Origin of the sequence: Nocardia noduli (genome assembly GCF_019038455.1) — a bacterium.
GTDB classification, from domain to species: Bacteria; Actinomycetota; Actinomycetes; order Mycobacteriales; family Mycobacteriaceae; genus Nocardia; species Nocardia noduli.
The window spans coordinates 1-18,527 of the sequence record NZ_JAFMPL010000134.1; the positions used below are offsets into that span (position 1 = coordinate 1).

Below are 18,527 nucleotides of genomic sequence, written 5' to 3' on the forward strand. Positions count from 1 at the left end.
TCGCTCCGTGGACGATGAGCGGCACCGGTCCCGACGGCACCCCGATCACCCAGAGCGGACTGTCGGTGGCAACCCTGCGCCACCAGATCGACGACAGCTGGAAGATCGTGGTCGACAACCCCTTCGGCGCTCGCCTCATACCCTGACCAGGACCAAGCCTCAGCAAAACTTCCGGCGTTGCGCACCGATCGCGGCGGTGTGTGTGGATAGTGACCGACGCGGGTCGGCGAGCAGCACCGAGACACTCGGGAGTAAGCGTGGTCAGCGACGAACAGGCCGCGTTCGCGCGTGGGCCACTTCGCCCCCGACCCGAACAGTGCTCGGTCAACCCGAGTCGGCCCAGCCGAGACCCCCTACCACAGCGCTGTCCCGGGTCGTGAATATGCGCGCGGAAAGTGGCGTGTCCGACAGCGCCCCACAGCTACGTTTCGCCAATTGAAGCACACCCTTCTACGTCGTCCTGAGTATTGGCGCCCGCCTGGCGACGGTGCGGCTTCGAATCGATTCCACAGTCATGGACGCAACAGGTGCGGCGTGCCTGATCCAGCCGGGCCTTCGAGTCTTCCGACAGTGACACAGTCGACCAGGTGCACCGGTTGCCGCTGGCCGCGATCTGAAGAGCGGATCACCGACGGGCGAATACCCGCCCGCCGGAAAGGCGCTGGCGCGTTCACACCGCGTCCGCGGCGGTGGTGCCGATTCTCCTCGCGGGCGGGGCAGAATCGGGGGATGGTTTCGGAATCGCGGCGGCGGATCGAGGTGGCGGCGGCAGGGCTGCTGGCCCGGAGCGGGTATCACGGGTTCGGGCTCAAGAAGCTCAGCGCGGCGGCGGGGTTGCCCTACGGGTCGATCTATCACCACTTTCCCGGTGGGAAACAGGAGATCGCGGTGGCCGCCATCACCGGGACCGGTGCGCTGGCCGGGCGCGCGCTCGCCGGGGCGCCCGCCGACGTGGTCGCCACCACCTCGGGACTCTTCGAGTTCATGGCCGCCAAACTGACCAGCTCGGAGTGGGCCGAGGGCTGCCCGATCGGCACTCCCGCACTGGACGGTGGCGGGGACGACGAGCAGGTGCGGGCCGCCTGCGCGGCCGCCTTCGACATCATGGAACGTGCCTTCTCCGGACTGCTGGTGGAACTCGGTGTGCCCGCCGATACCGCCGCTGATACCGCGACGACGGTGGTCGCGGCCTACGAGGGTGCCACCTTGTTGGCCCGGGTGCGCCGCTCGGAGGCGCCGCTGCGGGTGGTGCAGAGCGCCATGGCGACGCTCGTGCGCGCGGTCGTCGAGCAGGCTCCGGCCATTGACTAGAAAGAACGTTCTAGCGATACTCGGGGTATGCAGCGATTGATGCTCACCGGACCCGGTGCCCTTGCATGGGACGAGATCCCCGAACCCGTGCTCACCCGGCCCGATCAGGCGCTGGTGCGCCCGGTCGCGCTGGCCACCTGCGATATCGACCCGGCGGTGCTGCGCGGCGCCTACCCACTGCCCGGACCTTATCCCTTCGGTCACGAAGGGGTCGCCGAGGTGGTCGCGATCGGCGCCGACGTACACACGGTGCGCCCCGGCGCCCACGTGGTGGTGCCGTTCCAGATCTCCTGTGGCACCTGCGAACCCTGCGCGCAGGGACGGACCGGCAACTGCTCGCGCCACCCCCCGCTGTCCACCTTCGGACTCGGCGGAATCGGCGGCCTGGACTGGGGTGGGCTGTGGGCCGACCTGACGCTGATCCCGCATGCCGATGCCATGCTGGTGCCGCTGCCCGCCGGGGTCGACCCCGTCGCAGTGGCCAGCGCAAGCGACAACATTCCGGACGCCTATCGTGCCGTCGCACCCCAGCTGGCGGCCCGTCCCGGTGCCGAGGTACTGGTGATCGGTGGTGACGGAGCCACCTCGATCGGGCTCTACGCCGCCGGACTGGCCGTCGCCCTCGGGTCGGATCGCGTTGTCTACCTGGACAGTTCACCAGAGCGGCTGGAGATCGCACGAACCCTGGGCGCCGAGGCGATCGAGGGCGACGTGGACAGGAGAGTGGGCCGCTTCCCGATCACCGTGGAAGCGTGTGGCGGTGCGAAGGCCCTGCGCGCCGCCGTCGAGGCGGCCGCCTACGACGGCTGGTGCACCAGCGTCAGCGTCCAGCTCGCCGATGTCGAGTTGCCCATGTTCGGCATGTACACCCGCTGCTGCACCCTGCACTCCGGCCGTGCCCATGTGCGCCCTGCCATCCCGGCCGTCCTGGACCTGGTGGCTTCGGGCCGCTTCGACCCCACCCCGGTGACCACGGTGACCGTCGACTGGGACGACGCCATCGACGCCCTCCTCGAGACCCCCGTCAAACTCGTCGCCGTCCGCTGAGCAGGCGGTGGTACCGGCCCGCCTCAGAGGTAGCGGGGCGCAACGACAGGGTCTGGGACCAACGGCTCTGTCCCAAATTCGGCTCTGGCGCGATCTTGGTGATGGCGTGCCCGGAGTGTCGCTGCTGGATCTCGGGCAGATTCTGGTAGTTCTGGCAACCGTGCTCGGGTGATCTTGTTCGGAAGTTGTTGCCGCACTTGAACGATCTGGTTTGTCGGTGAGATTCGTGACGTGGGTGACTTCGTTGTTGTGGAGGCGGCAGTCGCCGCCTCGACTGGGCGGTGTCCGAGATGCGAAACAGACTCAGCGCGGGTGCATTCCCGCTATCGACGTAATTTGGCCGATGCCGCTGTCACTGGTCGCGTGATGACCCTGCGGTTGGTCGTACGTCGCTTCTTTTGCCTGAACATCGACTGCACCGCGCGAACCTTCGTCGAGCAGGTCGAGGGTTTGACCACCAAGTGGTCCCGGCGAACAGACCAGTCAAGATCGATACTGGTCTCGATCGGATTGGCCCTGGCCGGACGTGCGGGCGCACGAGTGGCTCATCGTCTCGGTCTATCGGCTGGTCGTGACACATTGCTTCGGCTGATCCGAGGGCTGCCGGACCCGCCGACGACCCGGATCTCGGTGTTGGGCGTGGACGATTTCGCTGTCCGCCGCGGACATCGGTACGGCACCGTCATGATCGATATCGAGACCCGGCGCCCAGTGGATCTGATCGATGGCCGCGACGGTGCAACCCTGGGCCACTGGCTGCGTGCACGACCACGACCACAGATCATCTGCCGCGACCGAGCCGGCGGCTATGCCGAAGGAGCACGTCAGGGCGCTCCCGACGCCCTGCAGGTCGCCGACAGGTTCCACCTGTGGCAGAACCTCGGCCAAGCCGTCGAAAAGGATGTCTCGGCCGCCCGTCGCGACCTCGCCGCGGCGATGGCCGTACAGCCGCAATCGCCTCGAGCCAGCCAATCACCACCGGTCGTCAATCATCACGAACTGAGAGTCGTCACCCGCACCCGTCGCGACTACGCTGCGGTGCAACGCCTGCTTCAGCAGGGGCTGAGCAAGGCCGCGATATCCCGCGAACTCGGATTGCACCCGGCCACGGTCCGAAAATTCGCCCACAGTCCGACCGTCGACAACGTGATCGCCAAGAACCAGCAGCGCTCCAGCATCCTCGACGACCACTACGAATACCTTCACCAGCGGTGGAACGACGGTGTCCGCAACGGAGCCGAGCTCACCCGAGAAATCATCCCGAGGGGATACAGCGGAACCGAGCAACAAGTTCAACGCTATCTGCGCCGATTCCCCACCAGCACAAGTCAAGTCACCGTTCCACCACCACGCCCGCCCTCGGTCCGCGACATCACCCGCTGGATCATGACCGACCCTGCCAACCTCGACCAGAAGGACACCACCAGCCTGGCAACAATTCCCAAGACGAACGAAGACCTGCGCAGACTGACCCTGCACGTCAACGACTTCGCGGTCATGATGACCCGACTCCAAGGCCAGCAGCTGGACTCCTGGATCGATATCGTCGCCAACGACTCGCTCACCGCGACAGCCTCCTTCGCCCGAAACCTGCGCCGCGACATCGACGCAGTCCGCAACGGCCTCACCCTGCCCTATAGCTCCGGGGTTGTCGAAGGCCACATCAACCGCATCAAAATGCTCAAGCGCCAGATGTTCGGACGAGCCAACCTCGACCTCCTCCGCAAACGCACCCTGCTACAACAAAATTGAAATCACCAAGTCTGCGCCAGAGCCCGGATCTTCACGTTGATGGCGTCCACGAACAGCACCGGATACACCTGGTCCAGCGGCCGGTTCTGCCATTCGGCCATCCCGTCGATCACCTTGTCGGTGATGGTCGAGATCGTCTGCCGGGATACCTCGGCGCCGTAGACCTCGGCCAGGTGCGCACTGATCTCGCCGTGGGTCAGTCCCTTGGCCGACAGTGACAGCACCATCTCATCCACGCCGGTCAGCCTGCGCTGGCGTTTGCGCACGATCTGCGGCTCGAACGTGCCGGCGGTGTCACGAGGCACCTTCACCTGCACCGGCCCGACATCGGTGATCACCGTTTTCGACCGGGTCCCGTTACGACTGTTGCCGCTGTTACGGCCGACCTGGTCGTGTCTGTCGTAGCCGAGGTGATCGGTGACCTCACCCTCGAGCGCGGACTCGAGCACCCGCTTGGTCAGCTGCTGCAGCAACCCGCCCTCACCGGTCAGCTGCAGACCATCACTGCGGGCCCGGTCGACCAGCATCGCGACCAACTGCTCATCCGACACCTCCGACACGGGCTCGCCGATCGGCTCCGCCACGACCTCGTCCACGACCGTCGTGTCACTCACATGACTTCTCTCCCTTGATCATCGAGATCCGCCGTCAATTAGACACTCCCGCGATGACTCTCGTTGCGGTGCAGCATGTTTCGTTGTAACAGCACCCTGAATAGCGGATGACCAGTTGTGGGCAGTGATCGAACCGCTACTGCCGGTCCGGTTGCCGGGGACACCCCGGGATCGGATGGGAAGACCTGCCGCAGGAGTTGGGGTTCGGGTCGGGCATGACGTGTTGGCGACGGCTACGGGACTGGCAGTCGGCCGGGGCGTTCGAGGCCATGCGAGACGATGCTCGCCCACTGCCACGCTGCCGGGTTGATCGATTTCGACCGGGTCATCCCCGACGGCTCTCACGTGCGGGCGAAAAAGACATCCCAGGGCATAGATTGTCAAGCAGCAGCGGCTCGATCGACGGCGTCGGGAGACCAGGCGGTGGCCTCGTCGTAGGGTGTGCGGGGCTTGAGGCAGCCGTGGAGGATGCCGACGAGCCGGTTGGCGAGCTGGCGCAGCGCGGCGCGGTGTTCCATGCCGCGGGCGCGAGGGCGGTCTATCCCGTGCTGGGACAGGATGATCTCAGCATCCGGGTGCCGTCCGAGATGTGCTTCCACCTGCGCGGCCAGTTCAGCGATCTGTTCGCGGAGGGTGTTGAGGATTTGGATCGATGCTCGTGTGGTGGCCGCGGAGGCGGCATCGATCACCTGGTCACGGCGTAGATAGTCGGTTCGCAGTGCCGCGTGGATGCGAGTGGCTTTGGTGTCGACATCGCGGCGGCGGGCCCGGGTGAGCGCGGCGCGGATCTGGGTGCGTGACAGCCGCGCTGCCGTGACAGGGTCGGGCGCTTTGGCCAGCAGTTCCAGGGTGTCGGGGGCGGTGAGGTCCTCGAATGCCTCGACTGCGGCCGGGGAAGTATTCACGCAGTGAGTGCCGCAGCCGTTGCGTGGTGCGGGTACGTTCCCAGATCAGTGTCTTGTGGGCTCGGGCGAGGACTTTCACCGCCTCGGCTTGCGGGCTGTCCGCTGCGACGAGCGCAACGACGACGAGCGTGATCAAGGTGCCACCGAACTTCATCGATGTTGATCCGGACGCGATGCGGGCTGCCGCCGATGGAGGTGTACGCCTAGCATCGGCGGATGAGCGGGCTGCCACTCGTGCTAGTCCGAGCAGAGTAGGTCGTCCCAGGTCCACACAGGAGCGGCCACATCGTTGGGTTATTTGAAGAACGCCCAGAAGAAACGGTTCACCTCGCGGATTCAGGCGAACCGTTCCGGAAGGCCGGACAGTCGGGGCGGCACTGGTCGGCGAGACTGGGGCCATGAGTAGCGCGGACAAATTGCCCACCCTGGATGTACTGCGCACGTTCCTGGCGGTCTATCGCACAGGGACCTTCACCGGCGCCGCCAAGCTCCTGGCCGTCACCCAGCCGACGGTCACCAATCATGTCGCCGCGCTGGAACGACACCTGGGGCGGGAACTGTTCGCCCGCAACGCTGTCGGCGCGACGCCGACGCCACACGCTCACGAGCTCGCCGCTGCGTGTGGTGATCAACTCGACCACATCGACCGCTACTTCCTGGACCAGACCACAGGCAGTGCCGCGCTGAAAACCGTTCATCTGGGCGGCCCGACCGAATTCACCACCAGTTGTCTGATCCCGGCGCTGGTGCCGGTCAAGGCGCAACTGCCGCGGTTGGATGTGGTCTTCGACGTCGCCACCGAGCTTATCGCTTCGCTGATGGCGGGCCGTTTGGATCTGGTCGTCTCCACGATCCGCCCGCGAGAGGACGGGGTCACTGCCTGGCCGATCGCCGACGAGGAGTTCTGGCTCGTCTGCGCGCCAGGACTGGCTCCGTCGCAGAGCGGTCTCGACCACGTTCGAGATCTTCCGATCATCACCTACCATCGAAGCCTGCCGATCGTGCGCCGATACTGGACCACGATCTTCGGTGAACAACCCGACCTGCAGCCGCAACTGATCCTGCCCAACCTCTTCGCGGTGAAATCGGCCGTCCTGCACGAATTCGGCGTCTCGGTACTGCCCAGTTATCTCGTGCATGCCGAGGTCACCGCCGGGACGCTGGTCCGTTTGGACGACCACGACCTGCCACCGTTGAACACGCTGTTTCTGGCCGCTCAGACAGCGAACGTGAACCGAAGGACCGGGCTTCGCGCTGTCGCCGCGCTGATCATCGACGCAGTCAAACGTCACCAAGGGGCGATCACCCCGTAGCGCACCGAGCCGACGGCTGAGGCGGTGTCGCTGGCAGGCGATTCCGATCGGCTATATCGGCCATAAGGAAATTGATCGGCCGATCACCGGATAGACCTCTAGCGTCGTAGGCGCGGGACGTCGGCGCGAGACCAGCGGTGAGTCCCGTTTCCTCACAGGCTTTCTCGACCTCGATAAGCACGCGGAAGGACACGAACATGAGCACCGGGCGCGTACTGTTCATCCTGACCAGCCACGACGACCTGGGCGGTCTGCGCCGCACCGGGTATTACCTCAACGAAGCCGCCCACCCCTGGAAGGTCCTGCGCGAGGCCGGCTACGAGGTCGATCTGGCCTCGGTGAAAGGCGGTGTGCCACCTCAGGACGGCCGCGACGAGCAAGACGCCGGACAGCAGGAGTTCCTCACCGACCCCGCCGTCGCCGCACAACTGGCCAACACCAGAACCGTGACCGACTACGACCCCTGCGACTACGACGCGGTCCTCTACGTCGGTGGCCATGGCACGGTCTTCGACTTCCCCGGTAACCGCGCACTCGCGGACTTCTCGGCGAAAGTCTATGAGAACAACGGTGTCGTGGCCGCGGTCTGCCATGGCCCGGCCGGACTTCTCGACATCACACTGTCCGATGGCAGCTACCTCGTCTCCGGCAAGGACCTGACCAGTTTCACCAACGCCGAAGAGGATGCGGTCGGCTTGACCGATGTCGTGCCGGTTCTGCTGGAGACGGCTCTGACCGAACGCGGCGCCATCCATCATCGCGCCCCGAATTTCACCGACAATGTCATCGTCGACGGGCGTTTGGTCACCGGCCAGAATCCGGCGTCGGCGACCGGCCTGGCCGAAGCCTTGGTCAAGGTACTCACCGACCGCTGAAGAGAAGAAGTCACGGTCCCCATGTTGTGGCTGTCGATGCGCCACATATCCGGTTTCGGCACCACCACTCATGCCGGGTTGATTCCTGCGAGCCACGCCATGATGACGGCTGCCGCGGTGGGTCGACTGCGGCACCGGGTCGCACGGCGCGGTTGCCGAGGAACCCGCCACGGGTCAGGATCGGAAATGTGTTGTGATCGTGGGCGGGAGGAGACGATCATGGCGAAAGACAGCACGGGATGGACGCACACGATCTGGGCGGTGGCGATGTGTTTCGCGGTCGCGGCCGGGCTGAGCGGATGCGAGAAATCGGGGACCGCGACTCCCGCACCGGCACCCGCGGTCTTGGGACCCGACACCTCTCCGCCGCCGAACCCGCCGTGGACGCTACCTCAACTCGTCTATCACCCCTGCACGGTGCTCGAAGTCGATGACCTCGCCCGCTTCGGCTTCGCCGCTCCCGATCAATCCAGCGGGTCACCGCACAGCAGTTACTGTCAGTGGCTGAGCCTGGATTCCGGTCCAGGTCAGGTGAGAATGTTTTTCGCGCCTGATCCCTGGCACCGCTATCGTGACCTCGAACAGCTGCATCGCAGCGCGGCGAACTACCGAACCCTGACCCTGGCCGCACAACCGGCGTTCCTCATCGACGAGCACAGTGAAAACGGTCAACGCAACTGTCGGATCTGGGCAGCGGTCGCCTCAGGCGGGGCGTTCGAGTTCGAGTACGCCGCCACCGCGGCAGAACCGGACGATTTCTGTGACGAAGCCACCGCTATCGCCACGGTGATCGCCCGCCGCATCAACTGACCCCGGGAAGAGTGATGCGATGACCGAGGTATCGAGATCGAGACAGCGCCGCGTCCGGACCGTGGTGGTGGCACTTTCGACTGCGGCGGTAGCTGTGACGGTGGTGATCGCCGCCGTGACCTGGCTGGGGCACGAGCGCCCTCTCGACGCCGGCGACCACCGCGCTGAGGTGACCCTCGAGCCCGGCGAGTCCGGGGCGGCGACACCGCCGTGGACCCTGGCAGAGGTTTTCGATCGACCGTGCGCAGTACTCACCGCCGACGAGGTGGACCGGTTCGGTTTCGCCTCGCCGGGACACCACGATGCCACCTTCGATCAGTGCGAGTGGTCCACCCCCGAGACCACAACGGCCAGGACCATGATGTATTTCCTGCCAGGGGTCAACCTGAATTTCCATCCCTACACACGGGCATTCGACGGCAGAGCGGGTGCCCGGGTCCTCACTGTGGCCGGGCGAGCAGCCCATCTGGAGGAATGGCTTTACCCCACAGGGCAACACATGTGCGGTCCGAGCGTCTCAATAGCCTCCGGCGGAGTGATGAGGATCGAACTCGAACCCGAGCAGGCCCTGGACTACGACGTCTGCGCCCGGGCGGTCGAGATCGCGACCGTGCTCACCGAACGACTGCGTTGAACTGCGCGCAGCGTCCGCGCGGGCAGTATCGAGACATAATGTATTGAAACGTGTACGGTTCAACGCTACGCTGAGCAGATCGGCTCAGCTGTACATGCGCGTACTGCACCCGTGCCCTGGCCGAAGTAGCAAACCCCTTCGAGTCCGGTGCCGCGCTCCAAGCGAAACCGGCGACCAACGATCAACGCTTCGATCGCCACCTGGATCGTCCGCCGCGTACGAAATTCCGCCATCCACGGGCGGACCGATCACAACCGGCACATGCGAACACAATCGCCAACGTCGCTTTCCATCTACGACGCTACTGCCTCGAGCAGGCCCCCGCGCGTACCTCACCGGAAATGATGTTCCCAACCACATCGAACGATTCGCCGACGACCAAGCAGATCATCGAGATACGGCAATCACGCTGCAATCCTACGAACGCCCGTTCACCTAACCTTGCATTGCCCGCCCCTCCCGGGAGGTGGCCCAACATGGATCGACGGAACCGCACCAGCACCACAGATGCCTCAATCGTGCTCCCCCGGACGATCCCGATGGCCGGTCCACGCCGCACCAAACCCCCGAATTTCGTCTCCCTACCTGGACCCGCCCCCCGGCGCCCATGACCCACAAACATCGAACTCCCGCCGCACGAGCGCTATAGGATCACAGCTAACCCAACCGATCCTCAAAAGTGTGCTATCTCTGACACTTTCATCCAGAAGCCAAGTAGTTAGGTTGACCGTTACCGATCAGCGACCTAGATTAGAGGGGTCTTTCGCGCGGATCTCCGTCATCGGTGGTCCGAATTCGTGGTCGAGTCCCCTCTCGCGCACAGATCTCCGTCATTCGTGACAGATATTCGTGCAGTGTGCGCGAGGGCCCTCAATTACAGGCACCTGAGCTGCGATTTCACCTTCTGACCTGCGCCGATCCGTGGCGCACCTGTCACTTCCCGTCAGTTGTGCCGTATCCCGGATGTTTGCTGACGGAAGCGACCAGCGATCATCGCGCCGGTCATCCCGCCGCGGTCGCTGTTACAGGAACTCGTTTCAGGACCGCAGGTCACGAACCGCTCGGTCCGTCCCGAAACGGGCACATCCAGTACGGACTGTGCACCGTTGGCGCGGGCCGACGGATCGTGGGCCGGACCGTCTTCAGCGCCCTCGGCTGGCAGCCGGGCCTGCCGACCACCGGAAGCAGCAAAGTCGACTAGTACTCCAGCCGCACTTAGTTATGTAATCGGTGTCGTCGCAGGTAGTGGGCTTGCCGTGCTCGGTATTGGTGGCGTCGCCGCCAGATCGACCACCGCCAGGTGGTGCCGGGGTCGGGTTTGCGGGTGATCATGTGTGCCAGAAGACGGCGGATTTCTCCGAAGGTGAGCGAGATGAGGCCGCTGCCAATGCTTTTGGGGAGATTGCGGCGGTGACGGCGAGGTAGGTGTGGGCGAGCATGGCCAGGGTGATGTGGCGGTACCAGGCGTCGTAACGTCGGACCTGGTAGTGGTCGAGTCCGACTTCGGTCTTGGCGGTCTGGAAGCAGTCCTCGATAGCCCAGCGGGCACCGGCGACCCGGATCAGTTCCTCATCGGTAGTGCCGCTGGGTGCGCAACACATGTAGTAAGCAATCTCGAACTCTCCCTTGATATTCGGGGTCAATGCTCGGCGTGCGAGCAACCATCGACTCCATCCCGCGGGGGTCGTGAACTCCAAAGCGAGCAACGAGGCCACCGCCCAATCGAACAGTCGCGGGCCTTTGGCGCCCTCGCCACAACTCAGCCGTTTCCATGCCTGCTCGGGTGCTCGGGCGACCAGCTGATCGGCGCGAGTGCAGCCGGCCGTGATCGGGATCGTCTGGGTGCGCGGCACAGCGACCACGTAGCCGACACGTCGTTCCTCGAGCCAGGTACGAAATTTGTAGTCACCGCCGTATGCCTCGTCGGCGGTCACCCACCGCGCCGGGACTCCAGCATCGAAGGCCCGCGCGAGCATCTGTTTGGCCAGCACCGTCTTGGTCGCGAACTCGATCTCTTCGGGCACTCCAGCCTCACGGCAACGATCCGGATCCGCGATCCACGACTTCGGCAGATACAACTCCCTGTCGATCAACGTGCGTCCCCGCGCACTGGCATAGGCACAGAACACCCCGAGCTGACTGTTCTCGATCCGACCCGCAGTTCCCGAGTATTGTCGTTGCACCCCAGCAGATTTGGTGCCCTTCTTGATGAACCCGGTCTCGTCGACGATCAACACGCCATCCCGATCGCCGAGATAGCGCACCGCGTAGTCGCGCAGATCATCGCGCACCCCGTCGGCATCCCACGCCGCTTTGTTCAACAACCGCTGCATACCATCCGGAGTGAACTCACCCGCAGCCTCGGCCAACGTCCAGCCGTTCTTGCCTGCCAACGGCGCCAACAACCCCCGCACATACGCACGAGCCCGCAACCGCGGCTCCGCACGATAGAACCGGCCCGCCACCCGCCCGAACAGATCATCCAACCCAGCCACCCACGCAGCCAGATCCCCATCAATCGACACAACGAAACACGATACCCCACAACATAACTAAGTGCGGCTGGAGTACTAGGTTCTGTCTCCCAATTGGTGGGATAGGGCCTGTCGGGTGCATGATGTGCTTGTGGCGAGCTCGACCGGTGACCGTTTCCAGGTGTTGACCGACAAGCAGTGGGAGTTGCTGGAGTTGTTGTTGCCGAAGTCCGATGGCCGGGTTGGCCGGAACTTCGCAAACAATCGGCTGGTCGTGGAGGCGTTGTTGTATCGGTTGCGGGTGGGTGGCCCGTGGCGGGATCTGCCCGAGGTGTTCGGGCCGTGGCAGACGGTGTGGAAGCGTCATCGCCGCTACGCCGCCGATGGGACCTGGGATCGGGTGATGACTGCGCTGCTCGCTCTGGCCGATACGACCGGCGATCTGGACTGGGTGACCAGTGTCGATTTCACGATCGTGCGGGTTCATCAGCACGGTGCGGGCGCGCGTCGCGACTCGGTGTCGGGGTTACGAACCCGCTGATCACGCGATCGGGCGGTCACGGGGCGGGTTGACGACCAAGGTCCACCTCGTCGCCGATGGAGCGGGACGGGGCCTGGCGGTGCTGCTCACGCCCGGCCAAGCCGGTGACTCGCCGATGCTGGGACCACTGCTCGAGGCGGTGGCGGTTCCTCGCCTGGAGGGTGGGCCGCCGCGACGTACTCCCGACGTGGTGATCGCGGACAAGGCGTACTCCTCGGCGGCGAACCGGGAGTTGTTGCGCCGCCGAGGTATCCGAACGGTGATCCCCGAACGCGCCGACCAGATCGCGCACCGCAAGAAACGAGGCCGTCGGGGTGGTCGACCACCAGGGTTCGATAGGGACGCCTACAAGCGGCGCAACGTCATCGAACGAGCCTTCAACAAGGCCAAACACTGGCGCGGGGTCGCTACCCGTTTCGACAAACTCGCCTGCTGTTACCGCGCGGGCGTGGTCATGGCCTTGATCATCGAATGGCTCCGACTATTGGGAGACACAACCTAGTAGTACTTTGTTAGGTTGGGAAGGTGTGGTGGCATAGTGGGCAGGTACCGATCCAGATAGCAAGTGCGCGTTGGATTTCGCGGATGATGCCGTAGAGGGTCAGTTCTGCCCATCGGCTTTTGGGGCGGTCAGCCGCAGCGTGGTGATGAACAGGTGGGCGGCGGTGACGAGGGTGGCGTGGTGGTGCCAGCCGAGCCAGGAGCGGCCTTCGAAGTGGTCGAGTCCGAGGCCGGTTTTGAGTTCGCGGTAGTCGTGTTCGATGCGCCAGCGGATCTTGGCCAGGCGCACGAGTTCGGTGATGGGGGTGTCGATGGGCAGGGTGGAGAGCCAGTAGTCGGTGGGTTCGCCGGCTCCGGTGGGCCATTCGGCCAGCAGCCAGGTTTCGGGCAGGCTGCCGTCGTTGTCGCGGGTGACGTTGCGGTTGGCCGGACGCACCCGCAGCGCCAGGAATCGTGATCGCATCGACGCGGTGGGGTTGTCGGCGTCGCGGCGGGTGCCGTGGCGCCAGACCACTTCTGTGAATGCCTCGGCACCGGCGGCGATGGCGAGGTTCTTGCAGGTCGTAGCAGGTAGACGGTAGCGAGGTTTGCCGCTGGGTGGGCGCCCGAGCCCGGAATACTCGACGGTTTCGCAGACCGCGTCGACGGACTGGGCGGCGGTGACCGGTTTGACCGCGACGATGTAGTGCAGACCGCGTCGGGTCAACTCCTCCCGGAAGGCAGTGACCCCGCCGTATCCGGCGTCGGCGACCAGCACCGGCGGTCTCCGACCCCAGGAGATGAGTTCGTCGATCATCTCCAATGCCATCTGCCACTTCGGCCGGTAGCGTTCGGCGGCGGGTATCGCGGCGCGGGCGCGCCGCGAGGTGATCGCCGCGGCATCGCCACCTTCTTCGGCGGTGTGCTCGTCCCAACTCGAAGGCAGGAACAACCGCCAATCCAACGGGCACGAGGCGGCGTCGGAGGCGGCGTGCACGCTGACCGCGATCTGGCAGTTGCCGACTTTGCCGAGGGTGCCCGAGTACTGGCGGGCCACCCCCGGTGACGAGTCGCCGTCCTTGGCGAACCCGGTATCGTCGACCACCCACGCATCCGGCCCGATCAGATCAGATGCTTTGCGGGACAACCCTTTCCGTACCGAATCGACGTCCCAGGGAGAATTGGTGAGAAACTGCTGAAACCGCTGATGATCGACACCGAGCCGCTGTGCCATCGGCTGCATCGACTTGCGGCGCCCATCCAACATCAATCCCTGCACATACAACCCCGCCGTGGCGCGTTGATCCTTACGCGTGAGCGAGGAAAACACCTCACCCACAAACGAATCCAACTGCTCACCCACACGAGCCACGATCGCGACGTTCACAAGGGCATCGTCTCGAGAATCGCCACAGAACTCGAGCCGACACGCCAACCTAACAAAGTACTACTAGGTGTTGTGGGTCATGAGGTTGTTGACGCTGGGCTTGGGCTTCGGCCGAGGAGTTGGCCGCCCAAGTGAATCGCGCCGGGTTTGGTGCTCACCTTCTTTCTTGGGAAGGATGGGCAGATCATGCCATCGAAGTACGACGAAGCGACCAGAGCCAAGGCTGTGCGGCTGGTTCGCGATCACCGCGAGGATTACGACAGTGAGTGGGCCGCGATCACGGCTGTCTCGTCGCGGTTGGGTATGACCGCGGAGACCCTGAGGAAATGGATTCGCCAGGCCGCGGTCGACCGCGGCGAGGCCGAGGGGACCTCGAGTGAGTCGGCCCGGATCATCCGGGAGCAGAAACGTAAGATCGCCGAGCTGCCGAGACGATCGAGATCCTCTCGGCAGCAACAAGTTTCTTCGCGCGAGCGAGCGACTCGCGACCGAGATAGTCTGTCGGTTCATCGCCGAGTATCGGGCTCGGTTCGGGGTCGCTCCGATCTGTCGTGCGCTGACAGCGCACGGGTGCAAGATCGCCCCGAGAACCTTCCATGCCTGGCGCGCTCGGCCGCCGTCGAAGCAGGCGTTGTGGGATACCACGATCACCGATCGAGTTCCCTTGACAGGCGATACCCCCACTGCCACAGCGGCTTCCGTCGGAAGCAGCCCCTCGGCGATCTGGTCCCAGAAACGACGTTCCATCATTCGCTGGTGGCCCGGGTGCCCCGGCGACCGCATCGGCGCTCGGCCGGTAACCTCCCGCATCCAGTCCGACGGCCTTCCCATACACCCTCCGTGACCTCGGGTGTTGCGACCACCGGTTAAACCCGATCAATACATATCAGTGAAATTCAGTGAGATACTGATGCTTTCGGGGCTTCGTCGCTCGATCAGATCGGCCGGTGATGCGTTCGACAACGCATTAGCCGAGACCACGATCGGGCTCTACAAAACCGAAGCGGTCCGCGACGATTCGCCGTTCCGGCGTGGCCCGCTACACCGGATGGCTGACGTCGAGCTACTCACCCACGAATGGGTGAGCTGGTTCAACCGAAACCGGCTCATGCACTGACTCGGGCGCCGACTACCGATCGAGCACGAGGCCGAATATTATGCGAACCTGACCCAGCACCCCGCTGGAGACAGATAACCGAGTGCGCACCAAACCCGGCGCGATTCACTCATCACTCCCGTTGTCGCAGAACACCCATGGACAACCCCGCCGCAGGTCCCTAAACAGCGACAATCCGCAACAGCTCTCAATCAGCGGCCGGAGTGTCCAGATCGGTAGGGCGGCAAGTCGCAAGGAGCCACGAAGACAACATCCTGCACATCAGTCACACCCCACCGACCCGGGTATCCGAAGACCAACCTCGGACACTTCAAACTTAGGGTCCTGCCATGATCCTCAGAGTCCCTTCCGGCCCTCACCAGGACCAACAGGACTCTAATATCGACGGTCTCATTCACTGGGAACAGGCCACGGCCGGTTCCCGGCGGAGACACCGCGTTTGCCAACGGCTGCTATTTAGGTGCCCCTACCAGTTGCGCCGTCGGGTCGGGCTCCTTGCACACCCGCGACGGCGGTGAACTGAACTGTTACCTGGCCACGAGCCGGATCGCCAGCCTGGCTTCGGCCAGGTTGCCCCCGTCGAGAACGCCGCTTCGCGCTAAGCGGGCGGTTCGCCGATGGGGAGCAGCTCAACCGCAAACTGGACGGTTACCTGGTAGTCCTCCCTGATTCGGCCGTCGCCATCGAGAATCAGAAAGACTCTTCCTGCCCAAGCGATCTCGTCGGTGTCAAGGGTTACTACCTCGATCGTGAACATGATCACGTCCTGATGGACGCTAGTGTCGCCAGCATGCCTAACCTTGTATTTACCACTCGCGCCGAACTTTTCGTAGATGTCGGCGACGCGAGTATCGAGCTCATTGTGCCCAGAGAACCGAACGCCCTCAAGGTACCCAACTCCATCATCAGCCCATAGATTGGCTATAGCGATACGACGGAGCGCGGGGTCCGGCTGATTCCAGATCTCCGCATAATTGTTGGCGATTTCCATGAACTCTGCTGTGTAGCCGGTCAATCCGGTTGTCTCCGTCATCAGTACCCTTTCTACGGTCCGGTGGATCACTGCTCCGTGATCAAGTCGCTGTGGCCAGACGTCAAGCCGGCGCCCAGCGAAGACCACCAGATCCTTTGGTTACGAACAGTATTGTCAGACATCATCATCCGATACGCCAGCCCAAAAGCCAACCCTTAAAAGCACAAACCGCCCCGCCGATCCTGAACCTGTCGCCTAGGCGCTTAACGCTCAGTCCAACTTCGACCGATAACTATGAGCACTGTTGCAGGACAACGCCTCTGCAGTTAGACAGTGGCGAGATAGCACCCCGCTCGGAGACTGGGTCAACCAACGCAAGCACAGGCGCCGGGCCTGGCGCCCGATCGACCACGAGGCCGCCGATCGCGCCTTTCCACGCACCCACCCCTTCGCCTCGAATCCAACGAATGCTCGGTGTATCCCGGCGCGACCAGTCGCAAGACTGACATCCGCGCCGGTCGCTATCAAGTAGTGATTGCCTGCACAGCAACAGAACACGGCCCACATTAGCGCCATTGGACCAGCCACCTGTCCATCAACGATCCCGATCCTGCCGCTATGGCCGTGCAGTTGCAACGATCTCAACGCTCGGCTGCGGTTCCAGTGCTTGCCACCTCAATCCCGAACCTCGGTCAATGCTGTCGCAACGTCGGCTGCGAAATCAACCTTCGGCAAGAGCTGTTCATGGCATTGTCCTATCGCACAGTCGACCGGCTGCCGAACGTACTGTGAAACCCAGGTCCACGGAAATGCCTCGCCGATTGCCTACAAGGCAATGCCGCCGTGCGCGACGCTCACAGTGATGAGGGCCGCATCCACGCGGTGCAGCAGTCCTTCGCGGCATTGCGCTACTTCGCACTCAACGGCACCGATCACCACGCGACTTTGCGGTCAACCCCAAGATCCGGCGACCCGACTATCTACCGAATTTTGCTTGACGCGGCACTGCCAGTGCACTCAGATGATCGAGGATCGGATGGATCACAGCCGACAGGATGGCCGCAGAGCTACATCTATTCTGCGATGAGCGTTTCACCCTCAGTTTCAAGGACAGGAGCCCCGTACCTTAAGTACGAACTATGGGATCCGCGCGGGACACCGCAAGAGCCATCCCTCCTGCAGTTATTTCGATATCTACACATCATCTTCTTGAACGCCCCAACCATTCCTCTATAGCAGCAACGACCTTGTCAGCATCGCTCGATACCATCGAAAAGTGGTCGGAATCTATCATCGAGAGCGTTTGCATATTCGACCAAGGTTTGGCGATTATTCCAATACTTTCACCTTCAATTTCCAGCTCAAATACCGGTTCTCGACACTGCACAAAGAGCGCATCATGATCATCTGCAATATAATTGATCTTGGATAAATAATCCACCCAGGTGATAGTAGCGGTTAGACTTTCAAAGCTAAGGCCTCCTTCGAATTCCTCCCTGAGAGTCCTGCTCGCCACTTGATCCATGGGGAGATTTTTCCCTACTTCCATTTCGAAGGTATCCAACAGCACTATACCTTCCAGCTTTGACACACACGACCCCGCGAGCCGTTCGGCTGTGGCATAGGCCACATGCCCCGCAGACGAGTGTCCCACCAGAACGAATGGTGCGTCACCAACCACTCCCTCTACCGCTTCAGCTACCGATTTGATCGCCACATCAGCCGATTCCGGCAGCGGTTCTCCCGACTTAAATCCCATCAGCGGGACGCTCCACACTCGACGGCGTCCACTAAATATCTTGGAAAGATGTGCATGCTCGGCCACTCCACCGAAAACCGGTGTACACACAAAAATAATCTGCGGCACAGTTGGTCCATCACATAGCATAACCGGCTGCGGACCCCTAACAGGGTCACAGGATGCAGAGGTTTCACGAAGGCACGTGGCAGCCCGGAGCAAGTCATAGCCTGCATCCATTTTTCCTGATCGCAGCGCCGCCCTAAAGAGCCCACCGAGCGTATCCAGAGGAAGCGCTTTTTCAACCGAAGAATGTTCAGTATCAAACCGGTTCCTCAGGTATTCCGCAAAAGAAGCAATATTCTGCTGATCAAATATCACCACGGGAGACAATTCAATTCCGGTCACTCGGACCAGGTAGTTTCTTAATTCGACGGCGGTGAGGGAGTCGAATCCCAGTTCCTGGAAGTTACGGTCGGCGTCGATCGCGGTGGCGTCGTCGTGTCCGAGCACGATCGCCACCTGGGTCCGCACCAATTCCAGCAGGATCTTGATC

General features: G+C 63.2%; 13 protein-coding genes and 4 pseudogenes. 11 read left to right on the forward strand and 6 right to left on the reverse strand.

What is annotated here, in order from left to right; genetic code table 11:
- Window positions 1-729 precede the first annotated feature (729 nt).
- The 3 genes from JZ792_RS37240 to JZ792_RS37250 all read left to right on the forward strand — a co-directional run bounded on the left by JZ792_RS37240 (window position 730) and on the right by JZ792_RS37250 (window position 4,110).
- Entirely contained in the window at window positions 730-1,311 is a 582-nt protein-coding gene (locus JZ792_RS37240; RefSeq protein ID WP_216917597.1) for a TetR/AcrR family transcriptional regulator, read from the forward strand.
- Window positions 1,312-1,338: 27 nt separating this feature from the next.
- Entirely contained in the window at window positions 1,339-2,358 is a 1,020-nt protein-coding gene (locus JZ792_RS37245) for a zinc-dependent alcohol dehydrogenase (protein WP_216917598.1), read from the forward strand.
- A 249-nt stretch (window positions 2,359-2,607) separates the two neighbouring features.
- Window positions 2,608-4,110, forward strand: a complete 1,503-nt coding sequence (locus JZ792_RS37250) for an ISL3 family transposase (RefSeq protein ID WP_308165606.1) — start codon at window positions 2,608-2,610, stop codon at window positions 4,108-4,110.
- Between the two features lie 23 nt (window positions 4,111-4,133).
- Here the strand turns inward: JZ792_RS37250 and JZ792_RS37255 are convergent.
- Window positions 4,134-4,637: pseudogene (locus JZ792_RS37255) on the reverse strand (transposase); the annotation flags it as partial.
- Window positions 4,638-4,891: 254 nt separating this feature from the next.
- On the opposite strand from JZ792_RS37255, the pseudogene JZ792_RS43610 reads away from it, so the two are divergent.
- Window positions 4,892-4,999: pseudogene (locus tag JZ792_RS43610) on the forward strand (transposase); the annotation flags it as partial.
- Window positions 5,000-5,104: 105 nt separating this feature from the next.
- Here the strand turns inward: JZ792_RS43610 and JZ792_RS37260 are convergent.
- Complete coding sequence (locus tag JZ792_RS37260) at window positions 5,105-5,629, reverse strand: hypothetical protein (RefSeq protein WP_216917600.1); 525 nt, start codon at window positions 5,627-5,629, stop codon at window positions 5,105-5,107.
- Between the two features lie 398 nt (window positions 5,630-6,027).
- On the opposite strand from JZ792_RS37260, the gene JZ792_RS37265 reads away from it, so the two are divergent.
- The 4 genes from JZ792_RS37265 to JZ792_RS37280 all read left to right on the forward strand — a co-directional run bounded on the left by JZ792_RS37265 (window position 6,028) and on the right by JZ792_RS37280 (window position 9,261).
- Window positions 6,028-6,942, forward strand: a complete 915-nt coding sequence (locus tag JZ792_RS37265; protein WP_216917601.1) for a LysR family transcriptional regulator — start codon at window positions 6,028-6,030, stop codon at window positions 6,940-6,942.
- Window positions 6,943-7,139: 197 nt separating this feature from the next.
- The gene (locus JZ792_RS37270) at window positions 7,140-7,817 is read left to right on the forward strand and encodes a type 1 glutamine amidotransferase domain-containing protein (protein WP_216917602.1); all 678 of its coding nucleotides are present in this window, start codon (window positions 7,140-7,142) and stop codon (window positions 7,815-7,817) included.
- Window positions 7,818-8,084: 267 nt separating this feature from the next.
- Window positions 8,085-8,627, forward strand: coding sequence for a DUF3558 family protein (locus JZ792_RS37275; RefSeq protein ID WP_254190868.1), 543 nt, complete (start codon window positions 8,085-8,087; stop codon window positions 8,625-8,627).
- 19 nt (window positions 8,628-8,646) lie between these two features.
- Window positions 8,647-9,261, forward strand: coding sequence for a DUF3558 family protein (locus JZ792_RS37280; RefSeq protein WP_216917604.1), 615 nt, complete (start codon window positions 8,647-8,649; stop codon window positions 9,259-9,261).
- A gap of 1,328 nt (window positions 9,262-10,589) precedes the next feature.
- Here JZ792_RS37280 and JZ792_RS37285 read toward each other — a convergent pair.
- Window positions 10,590-11,780 (reverse strand): IS701 family transposase, encoded by a 1,191-nt coding sequence (locus JZ792_RS37285; protein ID WP_438804429.1) that lies wholly within the window; start codon window positions 11,778-11,780, stop codon window positions 10,590-10,592.
- Window positions 11,781-11,916: 136 nt separating this feature from the next.
- Here JZ792_RS37285 and JZ792_RS37290 point away from each other — a divergent pair.
- Window positions 11,917-12,778: pseudogene (locus tag JZ792_RS37290) on the forward strand (IS5 family transposase).
- Window positions 12,779-12,877: 99 nt separating this feature from the next.
- Here the strand turns inward: JZ792_RS37290 and JZ792_RS37295 are convergent.
- The gene (locus JZ792_RS37295) at window positions 12,878-14,143 is read right to left on the reverse strand and encodes an IS701 family transposase (protein ID WP_216917605.1); all 1,266 of its coding nucleotides are present in this window, start codon (window positions 14,141-14,143) and stop codon (window positions 12,878-12,880) included.
- Window positions 14,144-14,329: 186 nt separating this feature from the next.
- Between JZ792_RS37295 and JZ792_RS43615 the strand changes: the two are divergent.
- Window positions 14,330-15,242, forward strand: a pseudogene (locus JZ792_RS43615) (transposase family protein); the annotation flags it as partial.
- Window positions 15,243-15,858: 616 nt separating this feature from the next.
- On the opposite strand, the gene JZ792_RS37305 reads toward JZ792_RS43615, so the two are convergent.
- Window positions 15,859-16,293, reverse strand: a complete 435-nt coding sequence (locus tag JZ792_RS37305) for a hypothetical protein (RefSeq protein ID WP_216917606.1) — start codon at window positions 16,291-16,293, stop codon at window positions 15,859-15,861.
- A 558-nt stretch (window positions 16,294-16,851) separates the two neighbouring features.
- On the opposite strand from JZ792_RS37305, the gene JZ792_RS37310 reads away from it, so the two are divergent.
- A complete protein-coding gene (locus JZ792_RS37310) occupies window positions 16,852-17,025 on the forward strand; it encodes a hypothetical protein (RefSeq protein WP_216917607.1) in 174 nt (57 codons plus the stop codon).
- Between the two features lie 409 nt (window positions 17,026-17,434).
- Here the strand turns inward: JZ792_RS37310 and JZ792_RS37315 are convergent.
- Window positions 17,435-18,527, reverse strand: a 1,093-nt coding sequence (locus tag JZ792_RS37315; RefSeq protein WP_216917608.1) for an alpha/beta fold hydrolase, incomplete at its 5' end; no start/stop codon positions are given.

What these genes read in the sequence shown, in the direction of transcription:
- JZ792_RS37240 (WP_216917597.1), top strand. Translation starts at nt 730, where the DNA reads ATGGTTTCGGAATCGCGGCGGCGGATCGAGGTGGCGGCGGCAGGGCTG.
- JZ792_RS37245 (WP_216917598.1), top strand. Translation starts at nt 1,339, where the DNA reads ATGCAGCGATTGATGCTCACCGGACCCGGTGCCCTTGCATGGGACGAG.
- JZ792_RS37265 (WP_216917601.1), top strand. Translation starts at nt 6,028, where the DNA reads ATGAGTAGCGCGGACAAATTGCCCACCCTGGATGTACTGCGCACGTTC.
- JZ792_RS37270 (WP_216917602.1), top strand. Translation starts at nt 7,140, where the DNA reads ATGAGCACCGGGCGCGTACTGTTCATCCTGACCAGCCACGACGACCTG.
- JZ792_RS37275 (WP_254190868.1), top strand. Translation starts at nt 8,085, where the DNA reads ATGTGTTTCGCGGTCGCGGCCGGGCTGAGCGGATGCGAGAAATCGGGG.
- JZ792_RS37280 (WP_216917604.1), top strand. Translation starts at nt 8,647, where the DNA reads ATGACCGAGGTATCGAGATCGAGACAGCGCCGCGTCCGGACCGTGGTG.
- JZ792_RS37305 (WP_216917606.1), bottom strand. Translation starts at nt 16,293, where the DNA reads ATGACGGAGACAACCGGATTGACCGGCTACACAGCAGAGTTCATGGAA.
- JZ792_RS37310 (WP_216917607.1), top strand. Translation starts at nt 16,852, where the DNA reads ATGGCCGTGCAGTTGCAACGATCTCAACGCTCGGCTGCGGTTCCAGTG.